Origin of the sequence: Rathayibacter sp. SW19, assembly GCF_030866825.1 — a bacterium.
GTDB lineage: Bacteria > Actinomycetota > Actinomycetes > Actinomycetales > Microbacteriaceae > Rathayibacter_A > Rathayibacter_A soli.
In genome coordinates, this window is record NZ_CP133020.1 from 3,458,166 (window position 1) to 3,478,811 (window position 20,646).

A 20,646-nucleotide genomic window follows, 5' to 3' on the forward strand; every position below is an offset into this window, starting at 1 on the left:
TCTCTTGATCAACACGAAATTCTTCGAACTGCTTACCAGTACCAGTCTTGCAGGCGACTAGCCTTCTGCCTGATGTCGATTTGCGGAGGAACAATTGGGCCCTTCGAACAGGTAGAGAAGCCTGAATCTGCAGTTGGCTACGCAGCCCTCGGCAACGCCACCGCCACCTCGCCAACGACACTGCCGATGTCACAGCACGCGGGCACGTGGTGTCTCATGGGCGAACCCTCAAACAAAGGAGAGACACCATGACTCACATCGACGTTGTCGTCGTTGGGGGCGGATACGCCGGCGTCACTGCGGCCAACCGCCTCACGCAGCGCGGCGACATGAACGTGACCCTGATCAACGCACGGCCGAGGTTCGTCGAGCGGATCCGTCTGCACCAGCTGGTGGGCGGGTCGGATGACGCCGTCGTCGAGTATCGCGATGTGTTGGCCGAGCGCATCCGTCTGGTCGTGGACAGCGTGACCGGGATCGACGCGGCCGAGCGCAACGTGACGTTGGCGAGCGGCGCCGTGATCGCGTATGACTATCTGATCTACGCCGCGGGAAGCGGCAGCGCCCACCCGCAAGTGCCCGGAGCAGCCCAGTTCGCCTACCCGATCGCCAGCCTGGAGCAGGCGGAGCGGCTCCGAAGCGCACTCGACGCCGCCCCTTCCGCAGCCGCCGTGACGGTCGTCGGCGCTGGGCCGAGCGGCATCGAGACCGCCGCGGAGCTCGCAGAAGCTGGGCGCGCGGTGACGCTGATCTGTGGCGGCGTACTCGGCCCATACTTGCATCCGCGCGGCCGACGCTCGGTGGCTAACCGGTTGGCGCGGCTCGGGGTCACGATGGTCGACGGGCCGGATTCGGTCGTGACGGGGGTGACATCCGATGCCGTGCAATTGGTCGTCGGCCGCAAGCTGCCGAGCGTGGTCACCATTTGGACCGCGGGCTTCGGTGTACCCGACCTGGCCGCCCGCAGCGGTCTCAGCACGGATGCTGTGGGTCGCCTCCTCACCGACGAAACGCTCACCAGCGTCGATGACACCCGCATTGTCGCCGCAGGGGATTCGGCATCACCATCCGGCTTACCGTTCCGAATGAGCTGCCAGGCTGCCGGCCCCCTAGGCTGGCACGCTGCGGACACCGTGCTCGCCCGGATAGCCGGCGAGCAACCGACGCACGTTTGCATGCTCTTCTTCGGTCAGTGCATCAGCCTGGGCCGTCGTGGCGGAATCTTCCAGTTCGCCCGCAAGAACGACAAGCCCGTCGGGTTCTACATCGGCGGTCGCGCCGGCGCCGTGCTCAAGGAATTCGTGTGCCGGGGCACCGTGAAGCAGCTGTCGATCGAGGCCAGGAAGCCCGGTTTGCTCAGGGTGCCAGGCTGGGCGGGTGACCATTCGCGCCGAGAGCTGTTGCGGGCCAAGGTGGACGTATGACCGGCGACGCGGCAGCGAATGGTACTGAGCAAGCGACCGAGACCTTCGTCGCGCACCGTAACCTGCTGTTCACCATCGCATACGAGATGCTCGGATCGGCCGCGGACGCCGAAGATGTGCTCCAGGAAACCTGGTTGCGGTGGGTCAAGGTCGATCTGGAGCAGGTGCGCGAGCGGCGCGCCTACCTCGTGCGCATCACCACCCGGCAAGCATTGAACCGGCTGCGCACGCTCACGCGCCGCAAGGAAGCGTATGTCGGCCCATGGCTGCCTGAACCGCTGCTGACCGCTCCGGACGTGTCCGAAAATGCCGAACTCGCCGAGAACCTGTCCATGGCGTTCATGCTCGTGCTCGAGACGTTGTCACCGACCGAACGCGCCGTGTTCGTGCTGCGCGAAGCGTTCGATGTGGGCTATGACGAGATCGCGGCCGCGGTCGACAAGAGCCCCGCCGCGGTGCGGCAGATCGCGCATCGCGCCCGCCAGCATGTCGACGCCCGTCGCCCGCGCGAGGCTGTGTCGGCACGCGACACGAAGTTGGTCTTGGAGTCGTTCCAGCACGCCGTAGCCACTGGAGAGCTGCAGGACTTCCTCGACGTGCTCGCCCCCGACGTTGTTCTGCTGAGCGATGGTGGCGGCCTCAAGCAAGCTGCTCTGCGCCCGATCATCGGTGCCGAGAAGATCGTGCGCTTCTTCCTCGGCGCCTCCGCCAAAGCGGGGGCCCAGCTCACCACCGAGCCGACCGTGGTGAATGGTCAGCCTGCGCTGGTCGTGCGTGTCGGCGGCCAGCTTGACGGCGTCTTAGCGGTGCGCATCGAAGATGCCGGCGTTACCGGCCTCTACTATGTGCGCAACCCGCAGAAGCTGACCCGCGTCGAATCCGAGGTCATGCTCACCCTGCAGTGAATCACGGTGCGTCTTCTTCTCTCGGTGCCCGGGCCAACGTGCCCGGCGCGACCGTTGGCATCGCGTGGTCCGTAGCTGCGAGCACTGCGACGACTCGGGTCAGTGCAGCGCAGCATCCACCTCGCCGACGCTCCACCGGGTGAAACGCACGGTCAGCCCGGCGCGTGTCGGCGCGCACAGGAACGGACCTGCGGATGCCGCGACTCGCGGCTCCAACGGAACCACACGCACCAACCGGAACGGCTCGTCATCGACGCGGGCGCGGATCGTGAGCGCGTCGAGGTCCCAGCTCGCCCGCACGGTGACCCTCCGGCCGGCCCACTCGGGCACAGGTGCCACCGACCAATCGGATGCCTCGCGCGTCACCACCGCACCGACCTGCGGCATCCCGTCGGAAAACTCCACACCGGCCTTGACCCAATTGCGCTCGCCACTACTGCCTTCACCGATGCGCACGAATACGCCTGCTTGGTCGAACTGAGCGTCGAAATCGGCGACGAATGACACTTCGACGGCACTGCCGTGGACGAACGGCGCCAGCAGTGCGTGCTCGGTGTCGTGCACGAAACCGTACGCCGTCGTGCGCCACGCGTCGCTGCCCTCGGCCGCGGTGACGTCGAGAGCACTGACGTCGAGAGCACTGACGTCGAGCGCCGTGCCGTCGAGCGCCGTGCGCACGGTAGCCTGCTGCGCTACCGGCTCGCTCACGCCAACTACGGATGCGCCCAGGTCCACCTCACGCGCATCGACCGGACGGTTCGTCCAGGTGCCAGCGCTCCATGGCACCTCGCCCCAGACATCAGCATCCGCCAACGCCTCCGGGTCGGCTGACGACGGCGAGTTCCTCGCGCGCGTGTACTCCGATCCGGATGCCGTGCGCCTCATCATGCCCGCGTCGACCAGAAAGCGACGGAGCATCGCCGGATCTCCTGTGACTGTGGCCAGGCGCGCGGTCACGTTGGCTTCGCTCAGCACGATTTCGAGTGGGATCACCCGCTCGAGCGCCCAGCGCAGCACGGTGGCGCGCTCAGCCGCCTGCACTGGGTAACGATCGATCCGCCCTCCGGACACGAAACGATCGACCCCGGTCGCTCGCGGCGCGGATGCGTCTGCCGCGAGTAGGTCGCGGAAGACTGCGGGCTGCAGGTTCGCGGCATCCGCTTCGATCAGGCCGGCCCGACGGAGGGCTGCGAGTGCTTTCGTCGCGCGGGATGCGCCGAGGTCACCGATGACCGCCTGCTCGCTCTCGCCGAGTGCGAGCATGGCGAATGCGCGCCGCGCGTGGTCGTTGGCGAGGGCTGCGGCAATGCTACGAAAGTCTGTGGGCATGGTCCCAGCCTAGGCAACGCCGAGCACGTGACCCGTGCTGCGGGGGTCTCGATGCGCTCGTTGGTCTCGATACGGCCGCGGGCGGCCTACTCGACCCACCGCCCCGCTATTCGAGCGCTAGCGAGCGTCCCCCATCGCTGGTCGAGCGATGCCCTGAGGAGGCCGCCCGCGGCCGTCTCGAAGGGTAGCCCGCGAGCGCCAGCGAGCGTCCCCCACCGCTGGTCGAGTAGCCCGCGAGCGCTAGCGAGCGTATCGAGACCATGGCATCTCCCCTCGCGCAGGCTCAGGTCTCGATACGCGGCGCTCGTTCCTCGCGGCGCTACTCGACCACCGACAAGCACGGACGCACGCGCGGCAGCTCGCTTACGGTGTTATCGCGGCCGCCGAGGCGTCCACTCTCGCCAGGTCCAGCAGCAGACCGTCCAAGACCGACTCCTCCTCGACCCGAAGCCCGTGACGGCCCATCGCCTCAGCCAGCCTCGGGTCCCACGGCGTATCTCCAGGGGTCCCGGTGAAGGGCGCGAGGCCGGACAGCGACACGCACGCATCCTCGTAATCGCCAGCAGTGAACCGCCACGGCCGCCATGCGACACGAGAGGCGAGCACCCGCGCGATCGTCATACCGCCCGCGTCGAAATCACCGTGATAGCGCAGCTGCGACCCGTTTGCGGCAAGGTCAACGAGCAACCGCACCGCAGCGGCCCCTGGCTGACCTCCGACGCAGACCAGAGGCAGACAATCCGCACCGATCCGATCGGCAGCGGATGCGACGACAGCCGGATTCTCACACACAAAGACGACGGGCGGTGCGGTGCCGACGCCGTCCAGCGCGACCTGACGATAGGACAGGATGGCCGGCTGACCCGTCGCCGACAACTCGGCTAGCGCACGAGCACTTGCGGACCCGGCACCCCCTGGCAGATTCAGCGTGAGCACGAACGACGACAACTCATCGACCACGACGCCGACCGAGAGCCAGGCCTGACGACGCCAGTGCGCGGCTGAGACCGCTGCCGAGGCTGTAGCGGTGCCGGCACCGGGGCCAGCACCCGAGCCCGCGCCGGCACCCGAGCCCACGCCAGCACCCACGTCCGCCCCGGCACCTGCTCCAGCCCCGGAGCCCGAGCCCGCCGCGGCACCCGATCCCACGCCGACGCCTCCGATCGCTGCCGCCAGTCCCGCTGCCAGCGGGCCCAACGCCGTCTTCACATCCAACGCGTGGGCGTCGCCGAACAGCCGGGCGGCCAGCACGCCGAGCACCTCGCTTTGCGCCGGCAGCGCGTCTGCGAGCTGCGCCAACTGCGTGACCAGCCGATCGGCCTCCTCAGTCGACCCAGAAGCACGCTTGAGCAGGCCCGCCCGCACCGCCGCGGCCGCCCACCCGGCCGCAGCCGGATGCGCGTCGCCGATCGCACGCATCCGATCGTTCACGCGTTGCCACGCTTCGCGCTCGGCAAGACGCGCAGCAGCATCCGCCACCGGGCCGGCGAGAGCGACGACGGCCGACGCGAGCCCGGCCGGCCAGGCCTCGCGACGCAGAGCCGCGTCGAGCAGTTCGAGGGACACCGTCGCCGAATGCCCTGCACGAACCTGGCGATTCAGGATGCGCGCGAGCGCCCTGCGCTCATCGACCGAAGCGTGCTGCAGCGTGACCGTGCCACGCAGCTCGCCCGTCGAGGCCAGACGGCGTCGAACTCGCTCGAGCAGCCAGGCCGTGTCCGGCGTTCCCAAAAGTCGCCGCAGCCGTTCGATATCGCCGGGCTCGCTCACCACAGCGTGTTCGCCAGCGCCGCTCACCACTGCGCCCTCACCACAGCGCCCTTCACCACAGCGAATCTGCCGCGGCATCAGCCTCCTGCTCCGCCGCAAGTGTCTTGCGGGCGCCGTCCCAGCGCCACTGCTGCACATACACGGCGGGTGTGTCGTCGAAACGGGTCAACTGTGCGATCGCCAGCCCGGGAACCTCCGGATAGCAACCCCACTCACGCTCACTGGTCATCACCACGTCCAGATCGAACTCGGCCAGCAACCCGAGGCAGTTCGCCCGAGACGCATCGTCGACGCCGGCGAACGCTTCGTCGAGCATCACTGGGCGAGGCGCATGGGAATTGCCGGCCGTGTCGTAGTGCGACGATGCCGCCGCGAACAATGGGATGCTCGCCGCCAGCACCCGCTCACCGCCGGAGGCCGGGCCGGTCGCCGGCTTCCACGAACCGCCCTGGTGCCGTTCGACCGTGAAACGGTGCCACCTGCGGTAGTCCAGCGCCTCGCCGAGATGGTCGTACCAGTTGCCGGACTCGTCGGCATTGCGCACCTCGGCAATGCGCGCCTGCAGGAACTCTCCGAGCCCGGCCCGGTCCTCCTCGTTCCACACATCGGCGGTCGTCGAAAGCACCCGCCGCGCATCCGCCAGCCCTGCAGGGCCGTCCGGTTGCGGCTTCCACAGCACCCGCAGCATCATGCCGGTGCTTGTGCGACGTGTGCGCAGTTCGTCGTTCAAGCGGTCGATCTGTTTGTCCGCCTCGCCGATCAACTCGGACAGCTGCGCACCGACCTCGGTCACCAGGTGGTTTTGGATGATCTCCCGCTCGCGCGCGTTCAGCAGCCGTTCGTGCTGTTCGATCTGGTCGCCGAGCGTGTCGGCCAGGTCGACCAGCGGTGTGTCACGGCCGGAGAACGCGGCGACCACCTGCACTCCATCCTCGTGCGGCAGGTACGTGGCGTCGAGACCGTGCCGGCCGAGTGAGCGCTGAAGTTCGGTGAACTCGGTGTGCACCTGCGAGAGCAGTCTGTCGTAGCGTGCGTCTGAGGCATCCACGCCGTCCAGGGCCGCGTCGATGGCGCGAGCGAACTGCACGCCGCGAGTGATGGTCCACTCCTCATCGGTGGCCGGCGCATCCAACGCGGGTGCAGCGGCGTGGGCGATGCCGAGCGCCGTGGTTCGGCGCAGAGCATCGACGGCAGCCGCCCGCGCGGCTGCCACCCTCTCCTGCTCGGACTGCATCGCCACCAACCGTTCGACGAGAACGGCATGCTCGATATCTGCCGTCTGCCTGGCCGCCTCGACTTCCTTCAGCCTCCTCTTCAAGGCCTTCAGGGCGGTCTCCACCTTGTGCACCTCGGCGCGGTACTCCTGCACGGCCGCACCGAACTGTGCGCGAAGTGAGTCGGCGTAAGCCTTCTGGCTCTGCGCGTCAGCGCTGGCGACAACCTGATCCTCGGCGGCGGATGCGCTGGCACGCGTGGCGCCGTTCAATCGCGCCTCGGCGTCGCGCGCGTTTCGCGCCGCGTCGTTCAGCAACTCGGCAGCGTGCCAGAAGTCGGCGGCGCGTTCCGCGTATGCGCCCAGTGCGTCACTGAGTCGGCGCAGCGCGTTCGCGTCGGCCGGCAGGCCAAGCAGCCGGGCATCCTCAGCGAGTTCGGCCGCGCACTCGGCGCTGTCTGCGGCACGCTGCTCACGAACGCCCACGGCATCGGCGAGTTGCGCAGTCGCACGGCGCTCGGCTTCTTCAGCGATCGCGGCGGCGCGGTCTGCAGCTTCCAGGGCGCCCGGCCGCGGAACGCAACGCTGCTCCGCCTCAACGACACTCAACCTGCTGTGAAGCGCGACCAGCTCCTCACGCAGCCGCGTCTGCTGTGCCTCGAGCTGCGCACGCTCATCGCGCGCGACCTCGAGTCGTCGTTGGCGTGCCGCGGCTCGTGCAGTTTCGCCGATATAGCGTGCGGCATCCGTCGTCCATGCGCCGTACGCTGGCCCGATCCGAAATCGCCCGCTCGCCGATACCCACACCGGCCCCGGGTCGTCGTCTCCGGCCGCCACCGCGACTGACGCGAGAATTCCCCCGACGACGGATGCGTCGACATCCGCGCCCTCCGGCAACTCGACCCGCAGCACCTGCGCCAACGATGTTCCGGTGACCCGGGCGTCGCCGCGCAGCAGGACCTCACCCGATTGCGGATGCCGCAGCGCAGCATCCGCAGACACGACCGCCGTGAGAAGACCGCTGGCTTCGAGTGCGGCCTCGAGGCCGACCCGGTCTGCATCGCCGACCGTGTCGTGGAAGCCGACGGCACGCCAGAGCGGAAGACCGTCGTCTGCGGTGCGGGTGTGCGCCGCGGGCGGCATGACACTGACGCCGCTCTCCAGTGAGGTGATCTCCTCCTCGAGCACGGCACGCTGCACGTCGCACGCGGCGTCATCGTTCTTCACCGCGGCAAGGGAGGTGTGCAGCTCGACCTGCACCTGCGCTGCGCACCGCTGCAGGGCCACGGTCACGGGGTTTTCCGTTTCGCGCAGGCGCACCCACTCGGTGAAGTCGGCGAAGTCTTGGTCGGGCACCGTCAGCTCGCGCAATGCTGCAACGATCCCCTCGACATCGGAGATGTACCGGTCGATCGCGGCCTCAACCGACGCATCGGCTTCCGAGCGAGCGGCGCTGCATTCGGCGAGTCGGCTGGCTGCCGCGTCCTCCTGGCCCAGCGCTGTTGCCAGTCGCGCATCGGCTTCGTCGACGCTGCGCACCAGGTCGCTGACCCGCCCCAGGCTGTCGCGACGGCGCGCAATCCGATCCGTCGTGGCCGCGCGGTCGGCGGCAAGAGCAGCGGAAGTGTCGCCGCTCGGCCCCGGCTCCGCCGCCGCATCGGCGTGCTGCTGTTCGAGCGCGGCACTGCCCGCTGCCAGTTCAGCCGCCGCGAGTGACGAATGCGTGGACTCGGTGCGGCGCGCGACAGTCTCGCGGTGTCCCGCGGCATCCCGTTCTGCGCTGTCGAGTGCGGCCTTCGCCGCGTTTGCGCGCTGCTCAGCGCTGGTTCGTGCCTCTTCGGCGCGGCGTGCGGCGTCGTCGGCCAGCGCGAGCTGCCGCTCACTCTGCGCATGCTCGCTGTCTCGCAATGCGGTCTGCTGCGCCTCACGGTCGCGATGCTCGGACTCGAGTGCCGCCAGCTCCTGTTGTGCCGCGTTGCATGCGGCCAGTTGCGCGTCCACGAGGCCGTTCACCTCGATGATCGCCCGGCCGCTTCGATCATGTTCGGCCTGCTGTGCACGCGGGCCTGCGGCCTGCCGCTTGAGCAGTGTCTGCGCGTAGGCGCGGTAGTGCCCAAGGAATGTGTTGACCGCGCGCCGTGCCTCGACCAGGCGCGACAGCTCTTCTCGGTCCTCGTCGAGGGAGCGAAGTCCGTCGGCCACTGACGTGATCACATCATCGCCGACCGGCGTCAATGCACGCGTGAGCGCCTCGGAGAGCGCGGTCTCGCTGGGCCGTTTGGACAGCTGTGGCGCGCGGATCTGCAGCAGAAGCTCGATGAGTTCCGCATAGCGCCGCTCGCCGAGGCCGAAGAGCTTCTCGTCGAGTGCACGACGATACTCGCCCTTCGTGTCGTAGATCCGCCCGCGTTCACCGAGCGCCTCGGCCAACCGGTCACGGGCGAGCACAACTTGGCCGGTGCCGATGAGCGAGAGGTCCTCGCCGATGCGCCGGTTCGTGATGAAGAACCAGTGCCGGGTGATGCCGCGTGCCTTGGCCGCTTTCAGCCCGGCACCGATCGTGATGAAGTGCCTCGTTCCGTCCGGGTCGATGCGCCCGAATTCCAACCAGCTGTAGCCGATGCGTTCACTGTTCGGATGCTCACCGCCGAGCAGCAGATTCCACTCCATCTTCTTCTGCCGGTCGCCGTCGGGTTCGACCCGCTGCGGCGAAAGATCGCCGTCGAGGAGGAACGGAAGCGTCAGCGCAAGCACTTTCGACTTGCCCGCCCCGTTGTTGCCGCGCAGCAGCAGCCGACCGTCGACGAACGGGAACACCTCATTCTCGTAATAAAACAGGTCGACAAGTCCGAGCCGAAGCGGTTGCCAGCGCTCAGTCTTCGGCTCAGGCAATTCGGCGCCGGTGCTCAAGGCGGCGGTTCTCAAGGCGGCGGTGCTGAAGGCGGCTGTGCTGAAGTCGCCGGTGGCATCCGCTTCGATACCCACAGGTGCGTTCAACGCGGTCATGAGTGATTCCCTCCGATGATCGTCGGCTCGGCGACGGTGAAGCGCGCGAGCGCAGGTCGGATGTGCACAAAGTCTCCGACACGATCGATCAGGCGCATCGCGGCGAGCCGGCTCAGGGCCGTCTCGGCCAGCGCGCCTTCCGAGCCCGGTTCTCGTGCGGACGTGCGCCAAAATCCCGTGTATTGCGGCCGGATCTGACGGATGTGCGCCCGCAGATCCTCGACGGGAACGATCTGCGTCGATGCGCGTGCGAGAAACTCGGCAAGCAGGAGGGCGATGTGCCCGTCCGTGCCCTTCTCGGGCATGCGAAGATCCGTCAGGTCGTCTTCCAGATCGATCATGGCGATGCCCTCGCTCCTGATCTCGGCGACCAGCCCGGTGAGTTCGGTGATTCGCCGCGTGATCAGCGCACGCTGGCCGCGCAGATACGCTGCCTCATCCTCGTCGAGTTCGTCGAAGTAGAGCACCGGCTCATCGAGCAGGCGCCTGGTCAATCGGTGTCGAAGCTGCAGGTTGTGCAATTCCTCGGTCGGCGGCGTGCCGCGATCTCGCATGGCGATCATGCGTTCGTCAAGTTCGGTCGCTGCGACGGTCGAGGGCCCGCGTCGCGTCACGAGCAGTGAGGCCAGGACGCGGCGCGAGACGTCGTACAGTACGTCGCCGGTGTTCGACACGAACTCCTGCTCGTCGCCCGACACTCGGGTGAGCACACCCCACTTGAGCAGCACCTGCACCGCCGCGACGAGATCGCTGCGCTCGTCGTAACTGGTGAGCGTGAAGACGAACCCGGCCTGCGACAGCTGCGGCGTCGCGGCCACGACGATCACCTGCTCGGCCATCCGGCCAAGCGCGATCTGCGCGTCGCTGCGTTCCAGCACGGCCAGGCACAGCGCGAGCAGAACATAGCGTCGTCGCGAGAACGGCACGTCCTTGGCCGCACCGATCGGGTGCGTCGCGTTGTCCAGCGTGGCCGGTTCGCGGAACAGGCGCACGACTTCGCTGTCGATGTGCAGCATCCAGCCGGTGTTGGTGTCGAACCAGTTGCGCAGCTCGGTTGCGTGTTTCTTGACGAGCCGGTAGCGCTCTTCATCGACTGCACGCACCAGCGGATGCTTCAGCAGGATGCGCGCGGCTCGCTGCTGATCGTCGATCCCGCTCGCGCTCATGACGCCTCCGCCAGGGTACGGTCGTCAGCGTCCGCATCGCCGGCTTCAACAGTGCCGGCTTCAACAGCGCCGACTTCAACACTGCCGACTTCAACACTGCCGACTTCAAGATCGCCAGCTTCAAGGTCGACGATGCGCACCAGATGGTTCGGCCCCCAGAGCGTGCCGCGCTCGGTCTCGAGCGCGACTGATTCTCCGGCGATCGGCGTGAGGTCAATGCTCATTGTGCCGTCACTCGACGCGGTGTGTACCGCGCTGCCGTGCTCCCCCGTAGCGACGAGCGCGTCGCCGAGCAGTGTGAGGAACAGACCGAAAGCCACGGAATCCAGCCCAGCAAGGTCGCGCAACTCGACCTCGCCGTTGGTCGCGAGCCGGCGTCGGGCGGCGGCGATCTGCTCAGATTGTTGTCGCACTTTCAAGGCCAGTGCGGCCCGGGCCGCTGACCGGTCGATGATCTTGTTCGCCCTGCCTTTACGCTCGTAACTGCCGGTGCGGCGCAGCTGCGGCGACAGCTCGATCGGCGGAACCTCCGACCACGGTCGCCCAGCCAGCGTCGGATCATCGCTCCACCGCTGCCAGGTTTCCGGCGGAGCCGTCAGATGGCGTGCGGGATACAGGCCGAACGCAGCGCGCGCAAGCCGATGCCGATCGTCGTCGGTGTCTGCCTCATGGAACCATTCGGCAAGTGCCAGATAGTCTGCCGACCGGTCTGATCGACCCGAGCGCCGCGCGTTGACGGCACGCACGGCATCCAACAGCGTCGGGATTGCGCCAAGCGCAGTCTGCCGAAGCAGCCTCGCCTGGCTGTCTCGGCTGCCGACGCCGCGTTCATCGCTGCTGAGGAACCACGAACGCAACCCGGCCCATCGGTTGGTCCACGACACGTACGCTCGCGCCAACTCGGCGCGCGCATCCGCATCGTCGGGATCGGGCGCGGCCTCCGCAGCGTCGCGTTCTGCGAGAGCCTGCAGTGCACGATCGACCTTTTCGGCATCGAGCCCCTCGAGAAGCGCGGCGATCTGAGGGCCCCGCACCGCCAGATCGCGGATGAATCGCTCCAGATACTCGATTAATCTCGACTTGTAGGCGATGAAAACCTCTTCATCGGTCTCGGTGAGATCGATGGTGCGTTGAAGCGACGACATGAACGCGCTGGCATTGTCGGCCAGGTCACCGAAGCGGCGCGTCAGCGACTCGACGTTGCGGTAGAGGATGCTGATGTCGAGTTCGTCCGCGTCGACGAGCGCAATGAATTCACGCAAAGTGACGGCGATGTCCTCGAGCGCGACAGCCTGCAGGGACCCGCGGCGGCCCAACGACTCGTCGTAGACACGCAAGGCCTTTTCAACGGCCTCGCCCTCCTGACTGAGTTGAAACAGGTGTCGCTTGCGGTAGAAATCCTCCACCTGCACGACACGACCGGTGTCTGGCGACGCGGAAAGGTTCCCCCACACGACAAGTTGGTCGAGCGCATCCGTGACCGAATCGACCGTCGTCGGCGCATCGCCCGAAGCGGATGCGTCGCGCACGTTCTCGAAGACATCCGCCGGTCGCAAATGAACCTGGAATCGCTCCTTAGCGTCGACGAATGCGCCGAGAATAAGCCGATACAGGTCGCGGTTGTCCGTATTGAGGTGCCGGAACACCCCAAACGAGGCCGCCGTACTATCTTGACTCACGCGGCTTGTCTAACAGATAGCGGCGACATCCGCACATCCGAAGGCGCGCCGGGGTCAGTCCGAACTGCCGAAAACACGTTTGGTGAGAGCTTGCACGTCGCGATCCAGGTAGTCGAATCGCTTGTCGACCGCCTCGAAGCGGCGATCGACTGTCTCGAACCGCGCGATCATTTCGCCTCGCAGACCGACCAATTCACCACGCAGGCCGCCGATCTGCCCACCTAACTCACCTCGCAAACCGTCGATCTGCCCACCTAGCTCACCGCGCAAACCATTGATCTCGCTGCGAATGACCCGCACGAACAAAGTTGATACGAGCGTCATCATGCCGAAGACGGCGGCCGCGAAGACGCCAATCAGCGTCCACACCTGCGGTTCGGTCATCTGCAGCACCCTTCCATTCTCGTCTATGGCCTGCTTTCACGGTAGCGCGGTGCGGGTGCTGCTACGCGGGGTGAAGCCAAGACTGTGTACTCTCCAACTAATGGAGGGCGGTTGAGGACGAGCCGGTGATGCTCGGTGCTGCATCCACGCCGGTTGGCCGGCGCGATCAGCGGACGGGCCCCGTGAGTACGATCGGCCCGCTCTCCGTGATTGCGATGGTGTGTTCCGAGTGCGCGGTGCGGCTTCCATCCGCACTACGCAGCGTCCAACCATCGGGGTCCACCCGCAGTTTGTCAGTGCCGCGCATGAACCACGGTTCGATCGCGATGACAAGCCCCGGCTTCAGCGGATAACCACGGCCGGATCGGCCATCGTTGGCCACGTGCGGGTCGCCGTGCATCGTACGGCCGACGCCGTGGCCACCGAACTCCAGGTTGACGCTGAGGCCGGCCTCGTGCGCGACACTGCCGATCGCGTGCGAGATGTCACCGATCTTGTTGCCCACGACCGCGATCTCGATTCCAGCGGCGAGCGCACGCTGGGTCAGTGCAATCAGTTCGAGGTCCTCGGAGCGGGCCTTCCCGACCACGATGCTGATCGCCGAGTCGGCGACCCAGCCGTTGACACTCGCCGCGAAATCGAGGCTGAGCAGATCGCCGTCGCGCAGACGATAAGGGCCAGGCTTGCCGTGCAGAACGGCGTCATTCACTGAGGTACACAGCACGTACCCGAACGGTCCGGAGCCGAACGACGGCGCATAGTCCAGATAGCAGGATTCTGCACCACGCTGTCGAATGAGGTCGTGCGTGAACGCATCCAGCTCGAGCAGGCTCACGCCAACTTGCGCGCGATGCTTCAGCGCCTGCAGCGTATCGGCAACGAATTCACCGGCAGCCCGCATCTGGTCGATCTCACCTGCCGTGCGCAGCTCGATCATCTCGCCTTTCCTGTGCCGTAGCACCCTACTTTGTTGCAATCTGAGTTTTTGCAACCTGAGTTGTTGCAACCCGCTTTGTTGCGCTTGCATCGGCAGGCGCGAACTCAAACACTGGTATTACTATACCGGTACTATCATTGGTGCCATGGTTCGCGTTCCCCTCACCGCCGCCGAGATCAAGCGCGGCCAGCACCTGGGTGCCGCGCTCCGCGTGGCGCGCGGAGCACGAACAATGGTCGACGTCGCATCGTCCGCCTCGATTTCCGTAGAGACATTGCGCAAGATCGAGACCGGCCGCAGCCCTTCACCAGAATTCTTCACAATCGCGCGGATCTGCTCCGCACTGGGCATCACGACGGATGAACTGCACGTCGGTCTGGGCGAGCCCGCTCCGGATGCCGCCGCCTGCTGAATGAAGCAGCGCGCGCAGTCCCGGCGCACTCGCGTCGCACCCGCCGTGCACCGCCACGCACCCGCGGTGCACCCGCGGTGCACCGGCCGCGCTCGGTAAGTGCATCAGCGTTTTTGCTGTTTCAAATCCGCCTTACATAAGGCGGATTTGAAACAGCCACGATGAACACATCGATCCCGCGCGCGACGCGCCGCGGGCATCCGTTGGTCCGGCGCCCCGGCACCGGTGTCGGCGCTGGTTTCGGCATGCGGTTTCGGCATGCGATGCCGGCATGCGATGTCGGCGTGCGGTGCCGACATGCAGTGTCGACATGCGGTGTCGGCGCCACCGCATACACTCTCCACCATGCGGATCCTGCACACCTCCGATTGGCACATCGGGCGCACCTTTCATGGGCACTCCACGCTCGGCGCGCTCGGCGAAGTGCTGCGCGCACTTACCGCGATCATCGCCGAACGAAACGTCGACGTCGTCGCGATCGCCGGCGACGTGTTCGACTCCGCCGCCCCATCGGCGGACTGTTTCGAACTCCTCACGAGCACCCTCGCCGATATCCGCGCGGCCGACGCCGAGATCGTGATGACCAGCGGCAACCACGACTCGGCGACGCGGCTCGGCTTTCAGTCCGCGTTCACCACCCTCGCCGGCATCCACGTGATCACCCGCGTCGAACAGCACGACCAGCCGGTCACGATCGACGGTGTCGACTTCTTCGGCATCCCGTATCTCGAGCCGAGCCTGATCCGGCACAAGTATCCGGATGCGACGTTGCGCACCCAGGCGCAGGTCATCGCATTCGCGATGGGCGGCATCCGATCTCGCCTTGCCGGTGAAACCGCGCCTGGCGGCTCGCCCGAGACCTCGACCGACCGCGCAAGCAAAGCGGATGCCTCCCCCAGCATCCGCAAGCGACCTTCCGTCGTGCTCACCCACTGCTTCGCTGCCGGTGTCGAGGCCAGCGACATCCTCACGGACATCGACCGGGAGATCCGTGCCGGCGGTCTCGATGTCGTGCCGCTGAGTACGTTCGACGGCCCAGACTATGTCGCGCTCGGGCACATTCATTCGCGAGCGGAGCTGGCCCGCGGCATCCGTTATTCGGGGGCGCCGTTGCACTATTCGTTCAGCGAGGCGGGCAAACCACGCGGAGTCTGGCTCGTGGATCTTGACACCAGCGCGGGCGGGCACGCTCACGACGAGTCCGCACTTCACAACGTCGAGTGGGTTGAGTTGCCCGTGCCGCGCCCGCTGGTCGTGCTCACCGGAACACTCGACAAGCTGCTGACGGATGCGGCGTATGAGGGGTTCGAAGGCCACTGGGTGTCGGCGATCCTCACCGACACGACCCGGCCGATCGACGCGATGCGCAAACTGCAGGCGCGCTTTCCGCACTGCGCCACGATCGACCACAAGCCTGCGACCGTCGCGGAGGTGTCGACTGCGAGCTACGCGGAACGCATCAAGGCACGAAGCGACACCGAGATCATCACCGGGTTCCTCGAGCACGTGCGTAACGGCGACGGGCCAAGTGAGACAGAGGCTGAACTCATTGCCGACGTGCTCAGCGAGCACCGGGCAGCGCAGGCCGTCGCATGAGGATCAACCGTGTCACGATCACAGGTTTCGGCCCGTACAAAGACGAGCAGACCGTCGACTTCGACGCATATGCCGACGACGGCATCTTTCTGATCGGCGGCAAAACGGGAGCAGGCAAGTCGAGCATCCTGGACGCGATCTGCTACGCGCTCTACAACGGGGTGCCCCGTTACGACGACACCGAGGCCCGATTGCGCAGCGACCATTGCGGGCCGGACGATCCGACGTTGGTGACCCTCGAGTTCACGGTGGGCGAACTCCGCTATCGCATTGAGCGCTCGCCAGACTACGAGCGGCCGAAGAAGCGCGGCGAGGGCACGACCACCGCGCCCGCCGAGGCGCGGCTGGCTCGCATGGAGGGCGACGGCTGGGTCGGACTTCACGACGGTCCTCGCGATGTCGCACTCGCCGTCGACGAGTTGGTGCGCCTCAAGAAAGACCAGTTCCTGCAGGTGATCCTGCTCGCACAGAACCGGTTCCAACAGTTTCTGCTCGCCAAGAACGACCAACGCCAAACTTTGCTGCGCACACTGTTCGGCACCCGGCGCTTCAGGGACTATGAGGAGTCGCTGCTCGCCGCCAGCACCGCACTCGCCAAGGATGTCGAACTCGGGCAGCAGAAAGCGTCGCAGTATCTGACGCAGGCCGCGCCTCTGCTGGCGGTCGAAGCCACCCTCGAGTCCGTCGATGCCGGACTAGTGCTGCTGCGCGATGCGGTCTCGGATGCGGGCGTCGCGGCCTCCGAATCCGATGCTCAGTACCGCGCGGCGCAACTCGCCCATGACGAGCGCAAGACCCTGCATGACCGACAACAGCGCAGGCAACGTGCGACCAACGCGCTCGCGCAACTCGCTCAGCAGGCTGAAGCGATCGATGCAGATCGAGTCGCGCTCCGCGCGGCCGAACGCGCGGACACCGTCTGGCCGTTCGTGACGGCGCGCCGCGCGGCCGCATCCGAAGAGACTACTGCTCTGGCAGAGGAGACCGCCGCGCGCGATTCCTATGCCGTGTTCGGCGCTGGCGAAGCGGCGGTCTCCGCGGCCTCGTTCACCTCCGCATTCATCGCCGCCGAGGTGGACCGGCTCAGCAAACTACTCGGAAGCCTCGAAATGGCGTTGACGACGGAGACGTCGTTGCCCACCCTCCGCAAGGACGTTGACACGGCTGCCGCCGCACGCGCTGCCGCCGACGCCCGTGTCGATGGCTACCTCGTGCGGCAGGCCGCGCTGCCCGCGCTCCTCGCCGCCGTGCGGGGCACCCTCAGCGCAGCCCAGCTGCTCGCCACAACCGAGCAGTCGGCACAGACCACTCTCGGCCGGCACACCGCCGCGCGCGCTGCCGCCGCGCTGGCCGCCGCGCTTGTCGACCAGTTACGGGTCGCCGAGGAGCAGACCCTTCAGGCCGGAATTGCCCGCACCGCGTCGAGCGCGGCCCTCGACGAGTTGCGCCATCGTCGATTGCACGGTCACGCCGCGGAGCTGGCGACCCAACTGGTCGACGGCGAGCCGTGTTCGGTGTGCGGTTCGCGCGCGCATCCGCGACCGGCACACTCTGACACACCACTGATCACCGAGGCCGACATCCAGGCCGCCGAAGACGCACTGGCTGCGGCAGAGAAAACCGCGAAGGCCGCCGAGAAGTCATCGAATGCGCTCCGCGTGCAGCTCAGCGAGCAGACGGCCAAGGCCGGCGACCTCAGCGTCGACGACCTCGACGAGCTGATTCGCGCAACCGAGCTCGAGTTGCGCGCGGCCCGCGCAGCCGCCGACGAGGCCGTGCGCGCCGCCGCGGAACTGCAGAAGCTCGAAACGGAACAACGCGCGCTGGACGAGCAACTGGAAGCGGCGCGTGAAGTGCGGCAGGCGGCATCCGCCGAGTTGACGACCGCGCAGACGACGCTTGCGGCCGCAGAAGCCACGACGAACACGCACCGGGGTGAGTATGAGACCGTCGCCGCCCGACATGCCGCGTTGACCGAGCAATCGGATGCCGCAACCACCCTGGCGCGGGCTCTCGCCGCGTCCGCGCAGGCCCAGCAAACGCTCACCGCCGCCGCGTCCGCATGCACCGAGCAGCTGCGTGCGTCCGCGTTCGACACCGAGGATGAGGCAGAGCGGTCGCGGGCGAACGTGAGCGAGCAGGAGAAGCTGCGAGTAGGCATCCGCACGCACGACGACGCGCTGGTGGCGGCGAACGCTACGCTCGCCGAGCCCGACCTGCAGAATCTCGCCGACGAGACGGTTGATGTCGAGACCTCGCGCGCCGCGCTGGAAGCCGCGGAATCGCAGCGTGACACCGCCCGAGCGCTGCGCGATCAGCTGATCGCTACTGAGCAGCAGGCCACCGGCCTCGCCACGGATGCCCGGAATGCCACCGCCGCCGTGGCCGCGCTGACCGAACGCTATGAGATCGTGCGCAAGCTGGCAGCAACTTTGCACGGCGACACACCGAACACCAAACGTATGAAGCTCGAGGCATATGTTCTTGCTGCGCAGCTCGAGGAGATCGTTGCGGCCGCCAACGGGCGACTGCGGCAGATGACCGGCGGGCGCTACCTGCTGGAACATTCGGATGCGCTGAGCTTTCGCAACACACAGTCGGGGCTCGGCGTCACGATTCTCGATCTGCATACCGGTCGGTCGCGATCGACGAACTCACTGTCCGGCGGAGAGACGTTCCTCGCGTCGCTTGCGCTGGCGCTCGGGCTGGCTGAGGTCGTCACGAGTCGCGCGGGCGGCATCACGCTGGACACGCTCTTCATCGACGAGGGCTTCGGCTCGCTCGACTCGGAAACCCTGGAGATCGCGATGGCCACACTCGATTCCCTGCGCGCCGGCGGTCGCACGGTCGGGCTGATCTCGCACGCCGAAGCGATGAAGGAGCAGATCCCCGCGAAACTCGCGATCGAGGTGGCAGACGGCGGGTGGAGCGTCATTCGGCAATAGCGGGTTACGCCGCCGTCAGCTCACTCCTCGGCCGTGGCCGGAAGCACCGCTGTGCCAAGCTTTGTGCGATACAACTGCGAGATCAAGGAGCCCGCTATCGCCTTGGCCGTGGGCTGCCCGTCGGGTGAGAGGGCGAGGTTGGTCCAGACGACGAACGTCACACCGTGCGCGGGGTCTGTGGCGACGAAAGTGTTGAAACCGGGGAGTTCGCCTTCGTGAAAGTACACTCGGTTCGACCCGAACCGGATCTGCTCGATTCCCAGACCATACTGCGGGCCATTTGCCGTGTTCGACGGATCTATCGGATTCAGGTCGTTGAGCCAGGCCTGGTGCAGAGTGCCGCCCAGAAGTTTGCTGCTCCCGAGCACGTGCGCCCACGTCATCAGGTCCTTCGCCGAAGAAATGACGCCGCCCGCGGCCCACGACCAAGACGGGCTCTGCACGGTCACATTGTTGGGCTTGAGCGTGCCTGTCGCGGCAGCGGCCTGCTGGTCCGCCGACAGCGGCGGGCGGTGATTGATCGGGAAGATGCCGTCCTGGTAGCCCTGAACCTGCGGACTCGGCAGCGCCGTCGTGGCTGCGCTCGGCAACTCGGTTTCGCTCATGCCCAATGGGCCGAACAACCGATCGTGGAAGATGTCTGCCAACGGTTTGCCATCCAACTTCTCCGCAACCATCCCCAGCAGTGTCGTGTTCGTGTTCGAGTAGTCGAATGCGGTCGCCGGTGCGGATACGGCGGGATAGCCGATGCCGAAATCGACCAGCTGCTGGGGCGTCCACACGTGAGTCATGTCCTGATCGAAGACGGACGCAAAACCGTCGGTGTCCAAATAGTTCTGCAGCCCACTGCGCATCTGCAGCAGGTCGGCGATCGTGATGTTTGCACCGTTCGGCACACCCGGAATGAACTGATCGATCGGGTCGGTCAGTGCCAGCTTCTTGTCGCGCACCAGTTGCAGGATCACGGCCGCGGTCATCGTCTTGGTGACTGATCCGATTCGGAAAACATTGGATGCCTTCGGCGTCACCTTTGCACCGAGCTCGGTCGTACCATAGGCGGCCGATACCGTGCCGTCCGGCGTGGTGACCACGGCGAATGCCCCCGGCACGAGATTCTGCTTTGCCGATGTCGCCAGCACCGAAGCCAGAGCCGCGTGCGAAAGCGGATTCAACTCGTTCGTCGAGGTTGCCGTGCTGGAGGCAGCGGGCGAAGAGCCCGCACCCGCACTGCAACCCGAGAACGCCACGACAGCGGCGATCGCGATACTCGTCGCGCGGAGGGCGCGCCGAGATTTTGCCGATAGGGATTGCGTTTGAGCCATGACAGTCTTTCTCGTACTGCCGCTGCCCGCACTTCTCCACGGTCACGGCCACGCCGTCCGGCGTTGCTACGGTACCATCGACCCCGCCCCCGACCTGTTGATGCCTTAGGTTAGGAGCCGAAGAGGAGGTGCGTCATGGCTCTTCAGGCGCCGCACACCGCGCCCGCGCCCGATGCCGAGCATGCTGCGAAATTGAGGAATGCGCTGTCGCGAGTCGCGGCATCCGCTGATGCGTTGACGCTTCAGGTGGGCAATGCAAACGTCGAGCTGCCGGCATCCGTTCGCGATGCGATCGTTGACGTGCTGCAACGCTTCGCGGCGGGCGACAGCGTCGTGATCGGCTCAGTCGAGGCATTGCTGACCACGTCGCAGGCCGCCGACATGATCGGCATTTCGCACACGTATCTCTTGCGGCTCGCCGACGCAGGCAAGCTGCCGGTGCAGTATCGCGGAACCCATCGCCGCTTCGCGGTGGCGGATGTCGTGGCCTACCTGGAGTCCGCGTCTCACGCGCGATCGTGAAGCGTGATCTGATAACCATCCGGGTCGGCGAAGGTG

At 66.6% G+C, this 20,646-nt stretch carries 14 protein-coding genes and 1 pseudogene; 6 read left to right on the top strand and 9 right to left on the bottom strand.

Annotation, left to right across the window (positions count from 1 at the left end; genetic code table 11):
* Positions 1 to 248 precede the first annotated feature (248 nt).
* Both QU604_RS16195 and QU604_RS16200 read left to right on the top strand, forming a co-directional pair.
* Positions 249 to 1,424, top strand: a complete 1,176-nt coding sequence (locus tag QU604_RS16195) for an NAD(P)/FAD-dependent oxidoreductase (protein ID WP_308465649.1) — start codon at positions 249 to 251, stop codon at positions 1,422 to 1,424.
* Positions 1,421 to 2,329: an RNA polymerase sigma-70 factor gene (locus QU604_RS16200; RefSeq protein WP_308465650.1), complete on the top strand. Its 909-nt coding sequence runs from the start codon at positions 1,421 to 1,423 to the stop codon at positions 2,327 to 2,329. Before QU604_RS16195 ends, QU604_RS16200 begins: the two co-directional genes overlap by 4 nt.
* Positions 2,330 to 2,428: 99 nt before the next feature.
* Here the strand turns inward: QU604_RS16200 and QU604_RS16205 are convergent, their stop codons facing one another.
* From QU604_RS16205 to map, 8 genes and pseudogenes are all read right to left on the bottom strand, one after another.
* A complete protein-coding gene (locus QU604_RS16205; RefSeq protein WP_409350037.1) occupies positions 2,429 to 3,064 on the bottom strand; it encodes a DUF1349 domain-containing protein in 636 nt (211 codons plus the stop codon).
* A 126-nt stretch (positions 3,065 to 3,190) separates the two neighbouring features.
* Positions 3,191 to 3,658, bottom strand: a pseudogene (locus QU604_RS16210) (DUF2087 domain-containing protein); the annotation flags it as partial.
* Positions 3,659 to 4,021: 363 nt separating this feature from the next.
* Positions 4,022 to 5,455, bottom strand: a complete 1,434-nt coding sequence (locus QU604_RS16215) for a TIGR02679 family protein (RefSeq protein ID WP_308465651.1) — start codon at positions 5,453 to 5,455, stop codon at positions 4,022 to 4,024.
* Positions 5,456 to 5,480: 25 nt separating this feature from the next.
* Complete coding sequence (locus QU604_RS16220; RefSeq protein WP_308465652.1) at positions 5,481 to 9,647, bottom strand: TIGR02680 family protein; 4,167 nt, start codon at positions 9,645 to 9,647, stop codon at positions 5,481 to 5,483.
* On the bottom strand, positions 9,644 to 10,813 hold the full coding sequence (locus QU604_RS16225) for a TIGR02678 family protein (protein ID WP_308465653.1): 1,170 nt from the start codon (positions 10,811 to 10,813) through the stop codon (positions 9,644 to 9,646). Before QU604_RS16225 ends, QU604_RS16220 begins: the two co-directional genes overlap by 4 nt.
* Complete coding sequence (locus QU604_RS16230) at positions 10,810 to 12,492, bottom strand: TIGR02677 family protein (protein WP_308465654.1); 1,683 nt, start codon at positions 12,490 to 12,492, stop codon at positions 10,810 to 10,812. Before QU604_RS16230 ends, QU604_RS16225 begins: the two co-directional genes overlap by 4 nt.
* Before the next feature lie 54 nt (positions 12,493 to 12,546).
* On the bottom strand, positions 12,547 to 12,876 hold the full coding sequence (locus QU604_RS16235) for a hypothetical protein (RefSeq protein WP_308465655.1): 330 nt from the start codon (positions 12,874 to 12,876) through the stop codon (positions 12,547 to 12,549).
* Positions 12,877 to 13,042: 166 nt separating this feature from the next.
* Positions 13,043 to 13,813 (bottom strand): type I methionyl aminopeptidase, encoded by a 771-nt coding sequence (gene map, locus QU604_RS16240; protein WP_308465656.1) that lies wholly within the window; start codon positions 13,811 to 13,813, stop codon positions 13,043 to 13,045.
* Between the two features lie 145 nt (positions 13,814 to 13,958).
* Between map and QU604_RS16245 the strand changes: the two genes are divergently transcribed.
* The 3 genes from QU604_RS16245 (at position 13,959) to QU604_RS16255 (ending at position 18,766) form a co-directional block, all read left to right on the top strand.
* Positions 13,959 to 14,225, top strand: a complete 267-nt coding sequence (locus tag QU604_RS16245; RefSeq protein WP_308465657.1) for a helix-turn-helix domain-containing protein — start codon at positions 13,959 to 13,961, stop codon at positions 14,223 to 14,225.
* A 345-nt stretch (positions 14,226 to 14,570) separates the two neighbouring features.
* Positions 14,571 to 15,821, top strand: a complete 1,251-nt coding sequence (locus tag QU604_RS16250) for an exonuclease SbcCD subunit D (protein ID WP_308465658.1) — start codon at positions 14,571 to 14,573, stop codon at positions 15,819 to 15,821.
* Positions 15,818 to 18,766: an AAA family ATPase gene (locus tag QU604_RS16255; RefSeq protein ID WP_308465659.1), complete on the top strand. Its 2,949-nt coding sequence runs from the start codon at positions 15,818 to 15,820 to the stop codon at positions 18,764 to 18,766. The genes QU604_RS16250 and QU604_RS16255 overlap by 4 nt, the downstream gene beginning before the upstream one ends.
* A 20-nt stretch (positions 18,767 to 18,786) precedes the next feature.
* On the opposite strand, the gene QU604_RS16260 is transcribed toward QU604_RS16255, so the two are convergent.
* Entirely contained in the window at positions 18,787 to 20,088 is a 1,302-nt protein-coding gene (locus QU604_RS16260; RefSeq protein ID WP_308465660.1) for a serine hydrolase domain-containing protein, read from the bottom strand.
* 135 nt (positions 20,089 to 20,223) lie between these two features.
* Here QU604_RS16260 and QU604_RS16265 point away from each other — a divergent pair, with 135 nt between their 5' ends.
* Positions 20,224 to 20,610, top strand: a complete 387-nt coding sequence (locus QU604_RS16265) for a helix-turn-helix domain-containing protein (protein WP_308465661.1) — start codon at positions 20,224 to 20,226, stop codon at positions 20,608 to 20,610.
* The last annotated feature ends 36 nt before the right edge of the window (positions 20,611 to 20,646 follow it).

Excerpts from the sequence above, each read along its gene's own strand:
- QU604_RS16245 (WP_308465657.1), top strand. The coding sequence starts at position 13,959 with ATGGTTCGCGTTCCCCTCACCGCCGCCGAGATCAAGCGCGGCCAGCAC.
- QU604_RS16255 (WP_308465659.1), top strand. The coding sequence starts at position 15,818 with ATGAGGATCAACCGTGTCACGATCACAGGTTTCGGCCCGTACAAAGAC.
- map (WP_308465656.1), bottom strand. The coding sequence starts at position 13,813 with ATGATCGAGCTGCGCACGGCAGGTGAGATCGACCAGATGCGGGCTGCC.
- QU604_RS16195 (WP_308465649.1), top strand. The coding sequence starts at position 249 with ATGACTCACATCGACGTTGTCGTCGTTGGGGGCGGATACGCCGGCGTC.
- QU604_RS16250 (WP_308465658.1), top strand. The coding sequence starts at position 14,571 with ATGCGGATCCTGCACACCTCCGATTGGCACATCGGGCGCACCTTTCAT.
- QU604_RS16220 (WP_308465652.1), bottom strand. The coding sequence starts at position 9,647 with ATGACCGCGTTGAACGCACCTGTGGGTATCGAAGCGGATGCCACCGGC.
- QU604_RS16200 (WP_308465650.1), top strand. The coding sequence starts at position 1,421 with ATGACCGGCGACGCGGCAGCGAATGGTACTGAGCAAGCGACCGAGACC.
- QU604_RS16265 (WP_308465661.1), top strand. The coding sequence starts at position 20,224 with ATGGCTCTTCAGGCGCCGCACACCGCGCCCGCGCCCGATGCCGAGCAT.
- QU604_RS16235 (WP_308465655.1), bottom strand. The coding sequence starts at position 12,876 with ATGACCGAACCGCAGGTGTGGACGCTGATTGGCGTCTTCGCGGCCGCC.
- QU604_RS16260 (WP_308465660.1), bottom strand. The coding sequence starts at position 20,088 with ATGGCTCAAACGCAATCCCTATCGGCAAAATCTCGGCGCGCCCTCCGC.
- QU604_RS16225 (WP_308465653.1), bottom strand. The coding sequence starts at position 10,813 with ATGAGCGCGAGCGGGATCGACGATCAGCAGCGAGCCGCGCGCATCCTG.